The sequence below is a fragment of the Nonomuraea sp. MG754425 genome (assembly GCF_021699195.1).
Lineage (GTDB): Bacteria > Actinomycetota > Actinomycetes > Streptosporangiales > Streptosporangiaceae > Nonomuraea.
On record NZ_SSXE01000339.1, the window covers coordinates 1 to 5,267 of the forward strand.

The window sequence follows — 5,267 nt, forward strand, 5'->3', positions numbered from 1 at the left end:
ACCGGGGTGGGCACCGTGCCCACGTACAGGACCTCCGGGGGGCCGTAGCGGTCGAACAGGGCCGCGCGCATCTCACTGGGTGTCGTCATCACGCCGGGGACGCTACCCGGCCAACCGGACGGGGTCGTCCACTTACCTCTAATGTGAGACACATGCCTGGTCATCCCTCTCACATGGAGCCCGCGGGGCTGCGGGCCGACGCGCGGCACAACCGCGATCGCATCCTCGGCGCGGCGCGGGAGGCGTACGCCGCACGGGGGCTCGACGTCCCGATGGGGGCCATCGCGCGGCGCGCGGGCGTCGGCGTGGCCACGCTCTACCGGCGCTTCCCCTCACGCGAGTCGCTGATCACGGAGGTGTTCGGCGACGAACTGGCGACGTGCGCGGCGGTGGTGGACGAGGCGCTGGCCGATCCGGATCCGTGGCACGGGTTCTGCGCGGCGATCGAGAAGGTGTGCGCCATGCAGGTGGCCGACCGGGGGTTCACCGACGCGTTCCTGACGGCCTTCCCCGAGGCGATCGACTACGAGCGCACGCGCGCGCGGGCCGAGCGGGGCTTCGCCGAGGTGATCCGCCGGGCCAAGGCCGCCGGACGGCTGCGCGCCGACTTCGCGATGGCCGACCTGACGCTGCTGCTCAAGGCCAACTGCGGTGTCACCGACGGCGCCGGGCAGGCCGCGGCGGCGGGGTCGCGGCGGCTGGTGGCGTACCTGCTGCAGTCCTTCCGCGCCGAGCACGCCGAGCCCCTGCCGCCACCGCCCCGGCTCACCCTCGCCCACCTGCACGCCCCCACGCCGCGCTGAGGAGCGGTCGGGGTCAGGGCAGGCGGGGATCGACGTGGATCTTCGGGGCGTGCCCCCACTCCGGCCGCCGCCGTCCCGCCAGCACGGCGGCGGCCTCCTCCAGCGAGACCGTCGCCGCCACGAGCGGCCGGGGATCGACCCGGCCCGACGCGTACAGCTCGATGGTCCCGGCCAGCCCGCCGGAGGCGCTGAGCACGCCGGTGGCGGTGATGTCCCCGAGCACGAGGGCGCGCGTGTCGATGCGGCTGGGCTCGGCCGACAGGCCGATGAGGACGACGCGGCGGCCCGGCTCGACGACCTCCAGGGCGAGCGCGGGCGCGCCCCGGCCGTTCGAGGCGTCGATGACCGCGTCGAACCCGTGCCCGGGAGGCTCCGTCCAGGTGCGGGTCAGGCCCAGGGACCGGGCGAAGGCGAGGGACTCGCCGGTCACGCCCAGCAGGTGCGCCTCCACCCCGCGCGCCGCCGCCATCAGCGCCGCGAGCAGGCCGATCGTGCCCGGCCCGATGACCAGGAGCCGTTCGCCGGGGGCGAGCGCGGCGGCGTCCACGGCCCTGAGCGCGTTCCCGCCGGGCTCCACCAGCGCGCCCAGCACCGGATCGACGGCGTCCGGCAGCGGCTGCAGGGCGCGGACGGGCACCGGGAGGCGTTCGGCGAGCGCACCCGGCCAGCCGTGGCGGATGCCGATCTCGTACCGGTCGGCGCACAGGTGCTGCCTGCCGCCGAGACAGCGCGCGCAGCGCCCGCAGCCGAGCATGGTGTCGCCGGTGACCCGGCGGCCCAGCCACGCGGGGTCCACGCCCTCGCCGGCCTCGCGGACGGTGCCGGACCACTCGTGGCCGATCCGCACCGGGTAGCGGGCCTCGCCGGTGCGGAGGTAGCTCATCGCGCCGGAGTAGACCTCCATGTCCGTGCCGCACACGCCGGCCCGCTCGACCTCGACGACCACCTCGCCCCGGCCCGGCACGGGCGGCTCGACCTCCTGGACCTCCGCGCGTCCCGGACCGGTGATGACGAAGGCACGCATAACGGCAGACGCTACCGCAGCGGGCCCCGGGACCGGCCCGGTTAGGCTGGCACGGTGGATCACGTGAGGGTGGTCGTGCTCGACGCGATGGGCGTCCTGTACCGCGACGGGGACGTGCGGGGCCGGGTGCTGCTCCCGTACCTGCGCGAGCGCGGGTGCCGCGCGCCCGAGCGGGACGTCCACGCCGCCTACCAGGCGGTCACGCTGGGCCGGATGAGCACCGGCGCGTTCTGGGCGGCGCTCGGCGCGGCGGCGGGCGACGAGGACTACTGCCGCCGGCACACGCTCACCGATGGCACGCCGGACGCCCTCGCGGCGCTGGCCGGCGACGGGCTGGAGCTGGCCTGCCTGAGCAACGACGCGGCCGCCTGGTCGGCCCTCCTGCGCCGCCGGTTCGGGCTCGACCGGCACATCGGGCGCTGGTTCGTCAGCTCCGAACTGGGGGCGCGCAAGCCGGATCCGGGGCCGTACGAGGCGGTGCTGGCCGCGCTGGACGTGCCGCCCGCGCAGGTGGTGTACGTGGACGACCGCCCGGTCAACCTGACGCCCGCCCGCGCCCTGGGCATGCGGACCGTCCTCTTCCGCAGCGACGACACCGCCGCCCACCCGGCCGGGGGGCCGGAGCGGGCCGTCGCGACGATGCCGGAGCTGGTCGCCGCCATCCGCGCGCCTGGGCCCGGAACCGGCTGACGCACCTGGTGTACTGGTCGGACCAGTCGTTAGGGTGCCTGGTATGGAATATGACGCGCTGTTCCGCCTCGACGGGCGGCGGGCCGTGGTGATCGGCGCGGGGAGCGGGATCGGCCGGGAGGCGGCGCTGGCGCTGGCCGCGCACGGCGCCTCGGTGGTGTGCGCCGACCGCGACCTGCCCGCCGCGCGGGAGACCGCCGCCGGCTGCGGCGGCACCGCCCGCCTGCTCGACGTGCTGGACGCCGCCGCGGTGCGCGCGCTGGCCGCGGACGAGCCGGCCGACGTGCTCGTCCTCACCGCGGCCACGAACGTGCGCAAGCGGCTGCTCGACTACACCGGCGAGGAGTTCGACCGGGTGGTGGCGCTGAACCTGCGGGCCTCCTTCGACGTCGTGCGCGCCTTCGGCGCGGGCATGGTCGAGCGGGGCCGCGGCTCGATCATCGGGTTCGCCTCCATCAGGGCCTCGGTCACCGAGCCGGGGCAGAGCGTGTACGCGGCCACGAAGGCCGGGCTGGTGCAGCTCCTGCGCACGGCCGCCGCCGAGTTCGGGCCGCACGGGGTGCGGGTGAACGCCATCGCGCCCGGCGTGGTGGAGACCCCGCTGACCAGGCAGATCAAGGACGATCCCGGCTGGTACGCCGCGTACGCCGCCAAGAGCGCGCTCGGCCGGTGGGCGACGGCCGGGGAACTGGCCGGGGCGGTGGTCTACCTGGCGGGCGACGCGGCGAGCTTCGTGACCGGCTCCGTGCTGCACGTGGACGGCGGCTGGACCGCCGTGGACGGCCGCTTCGACCCCCCGAACTGAGCCCGCCCCGGCACGCGGGGCGGGCGGGCTACGGGCGGATGATGGCCATTTTCGTGACGGTCAGTTCCTCGATCGCGAACCGCGGCCCCTCGCGCCCCGCCCCCGAGTCCTTCACCCCGCCGTACGGCATGTTGTCGGCCCTGAACCCCGGCACCTCGTTGACGACCACCCCGCCCGCCTCGATGCGCTCGATGGCCGCGAACGCCGTGGCCAGCGAGCGGGTGAAGACGGCCGCGTGCAGGCCGTACCTCGACCGGTTGACCGCCTCGAAGGCGGCGTCGAGACCGGGCACCGGGCGCACGCACACGACGGGCCCGAAGATCTCCTCGTCCCAGGCGGCGGCCCCGTCCGGGACGCCGGTCAGCACCGTCGGCACGATGGCCCGGCCGTCGCGCCGCCCGCCCGTCACCACCTCGGCCCCGGAGGCGGCGATCCAATCCAGGACGCGGTCCGCGGCGGCCTCGTCGATGAGCGGGGCCACGCGGGTGCCGGGCAGGCGGGGGTCGCCGACGGCGACGTCCTCGACCCGCTCGGCCAGCGCCGTCAGGAAGGTTCCTGCCACCGGCTCCTCGACCAGCACCCGCTGCACGGAGATGCACGCCTGGCCGGAGGCGTAGTAGCCGCCGCGCACGACGGCGTCGGCGGCGGCGTCGAGGTCGGCGTCGGCCGCGACCACGAGCGCCGCGTTCGAGCCGAGTTCCAGCAGCACCTTCGTGGGGGCGGCGGCGCGGGCGATGGCATGCCCGGCGGCGGCCGAGCCGGTGAACGAGACCGCGCCGACCCTGCGGTCCTCCACCAGGGTCCGGCCGACCTCGACGCCGCCGGTGACGAGTTGCACGGCGGCCGGGGGCCCGGCCTCGCCCAGGGCCTCCCGCAGCAGGTGCACGAGCCAGAGCGTGGCCAGCGGGGTCGCCGGGGCCGGTTTGACGATCACGGGGCAGCCGGCGGCCAGCGCCGGGGCGATCTTGTGGGCGGCGAGCAGCAGCGGATAGTTGAAGCCGGTGACGCCGACGACGACGCCGATGGGCCGGCGCGTCCAGAACCCGATCAGGCCCTCGCCCTGCGGCAGCAGGTCGAGGGGCACGGTCTCGCCGTGCAGCCTGGCGACCTCCTCGGCGGCGCTCGCCAGCGTGAGGAGCGTCCTGGCCACCTCGACCCGGCAGTCCACCAGCGGTTTTCCGGTCTCCAGCACGAGCAGCCGCTCGAAGTCCGCCCGCCGCTCGCGCAGCGCGTCGTGGGCTCCCATGAGGGCGGCGCGGCGGGCGTGCGACGGCAGCGCGGCCGTCGCGGGGGCGGCGGCGACGGCCTCGTCCACGGCCCTGGCGGCGTGCGCGGCCGTGCCCAGGGGGGCGGTGGCCACCACGGAGCCGTCGTACGGGAAGAGCACGTCCGTGGTGTCGGCGGTGGGCGTCCAGCCGCCGCCGACGGGCAGTCCGGCGGGGTGGCGCTGGTCGAAGGTCATGGTCGGCTCCGCAGGGCGCTCGGGAAGACGTCGAGGTAGGCGGGCGCGCCCGCGCGTCCGGTGGCGGCCAGGACGGCGTCCGCGACGGCGCGGCTGAACGCGTCCGCCGCCGCGGCCAGGACGTCCTGGAACGTGTCGTGGGCGGGGGCGGGCCGGACGCAGGTGGCCAGGCCGAAGACGGTGTCGCCGTCGGTCATGGTGTGGGCCGGTCTGATGGCCCTGGCCAGCCCGTCGTGGGCGACCGCGGCCAGCTTGGCGCACCGGGCCTTGGTGAGGGCGCGGTCGGTGGCGACGACGCCGATCGTGGTGTTGAAGGAGGGGGCGTCCGCGGGCTCCCAGGCCGCCGCCTCGCCGGCCGCCGGGGGGCCGAGGTGGTCGAACTCGCCCGGCAGGCCGTACCGCGCGCCGGCCAGGGTGGCGTCCCGCGGGTCGAGGACGGATCCGGCGGCGTTGACGACGGCGAGGGCGGCCACGGTGGTGCCG

6 protein-coding genes are annotated in these 5,267 nt (G+C 76.4%); 3 read left to right on the plus strand and 3 right to left on the minus strand.

Annotated elements, in window-relative coordinates; translation table 11 throughout:
- Positions 1 to 152 precede the first annotated feature (152 nt).
- On the plus strand, positions 153 to 803 hold the full coding sequence (locus FAF44_RS51885) for a TetR/AcrR family transcriptional regulator (protein WP_237110895.1): 651 nt from the start codon (positions 153 to 155) through the stop codon (positions 801 to 803).
- A 13-nt stretch (positions 804 to 816) separates the two neighbouring features.
- On the opposite strand, the gene FAF44_RS51890 is transcribed toward FAF44_RS51885, so the two are convergent.
- On the minus strand, positions 817 to 1,827 hold the full coding sequence (locus tag FAF44_RS51890) for a zinc-binding dehydrogenase (protein WP_237110896.1): 1,011 nt from the start codon (positions 1,825 to 1,827) through the stop codon (positions 817 to 819).
- 54 nt (positions 1,828 to 1,881) lie between these two features.
- On the opposite strand from FAF44_RS51890, the gene FAF44_RS51895 reads away from it, so the two are divergent.
- Together FAF44_RS51895 and FAF44_RS51900 are read left to right on the plus strand one after the other, a co-directional pair.
- The gene (locus FAF44_RS51895; RefSeq protein ID WP_237110897.1) at positions 1,882 to 2,517 is read left to right on the plus strand and encodes an HAD family hydrolase; all 636 of its coding nucleotides are present in this window, start codon (positions 1,882 to 1,884) and stop codon (positions 2,515 to 2,517) included.
- Positions 2,518 to 2,560: 43 nt separating this feature from the next.
- Complete coding sequence (locus FAF44_RS51900; protein ID WP_237110898.1) at positions 2,561 to 3,322, plus strand: SDR family NAD(P)-dependent oxidoreductase; 762 nt, start codon at positions 2,561 to 2,563, stop codon at positions 3,320 to 3,322.
- 28 nt (positions 3,323 to 3,350) lie between these two features.
- Here FAF44_RS51900 and FAF44_RS51905 read toward each other — a convergent pair whose 3' ends face one another.
- Both FAF44_RS51905 and FAF44_RS51910 read right to left on the minus strand, forming a co-directional pair.
- On the minus strand, positions 3,351 to 4,784 hold the full coding sequence (locus tag FAF44_RS51905) for an aldehyde dehydrogenase family protein (protein ID WP_237110899.1): 1,434 nt from the start codon (positions 4,782 to 4,784) through the stop codon (positions 3,351 to 3,353).
- Positions 4,781 to 5,267: P1 family peptidase (locus tag FAF44_RS51910; protein ID WP_237110900.1), on the minus strand; the 487-nt coding region annotated here is incomplete at its 5' end. The genes FAF44_RS51905 and FAF44_RS51910, both read right to left, overlap by 4 nt.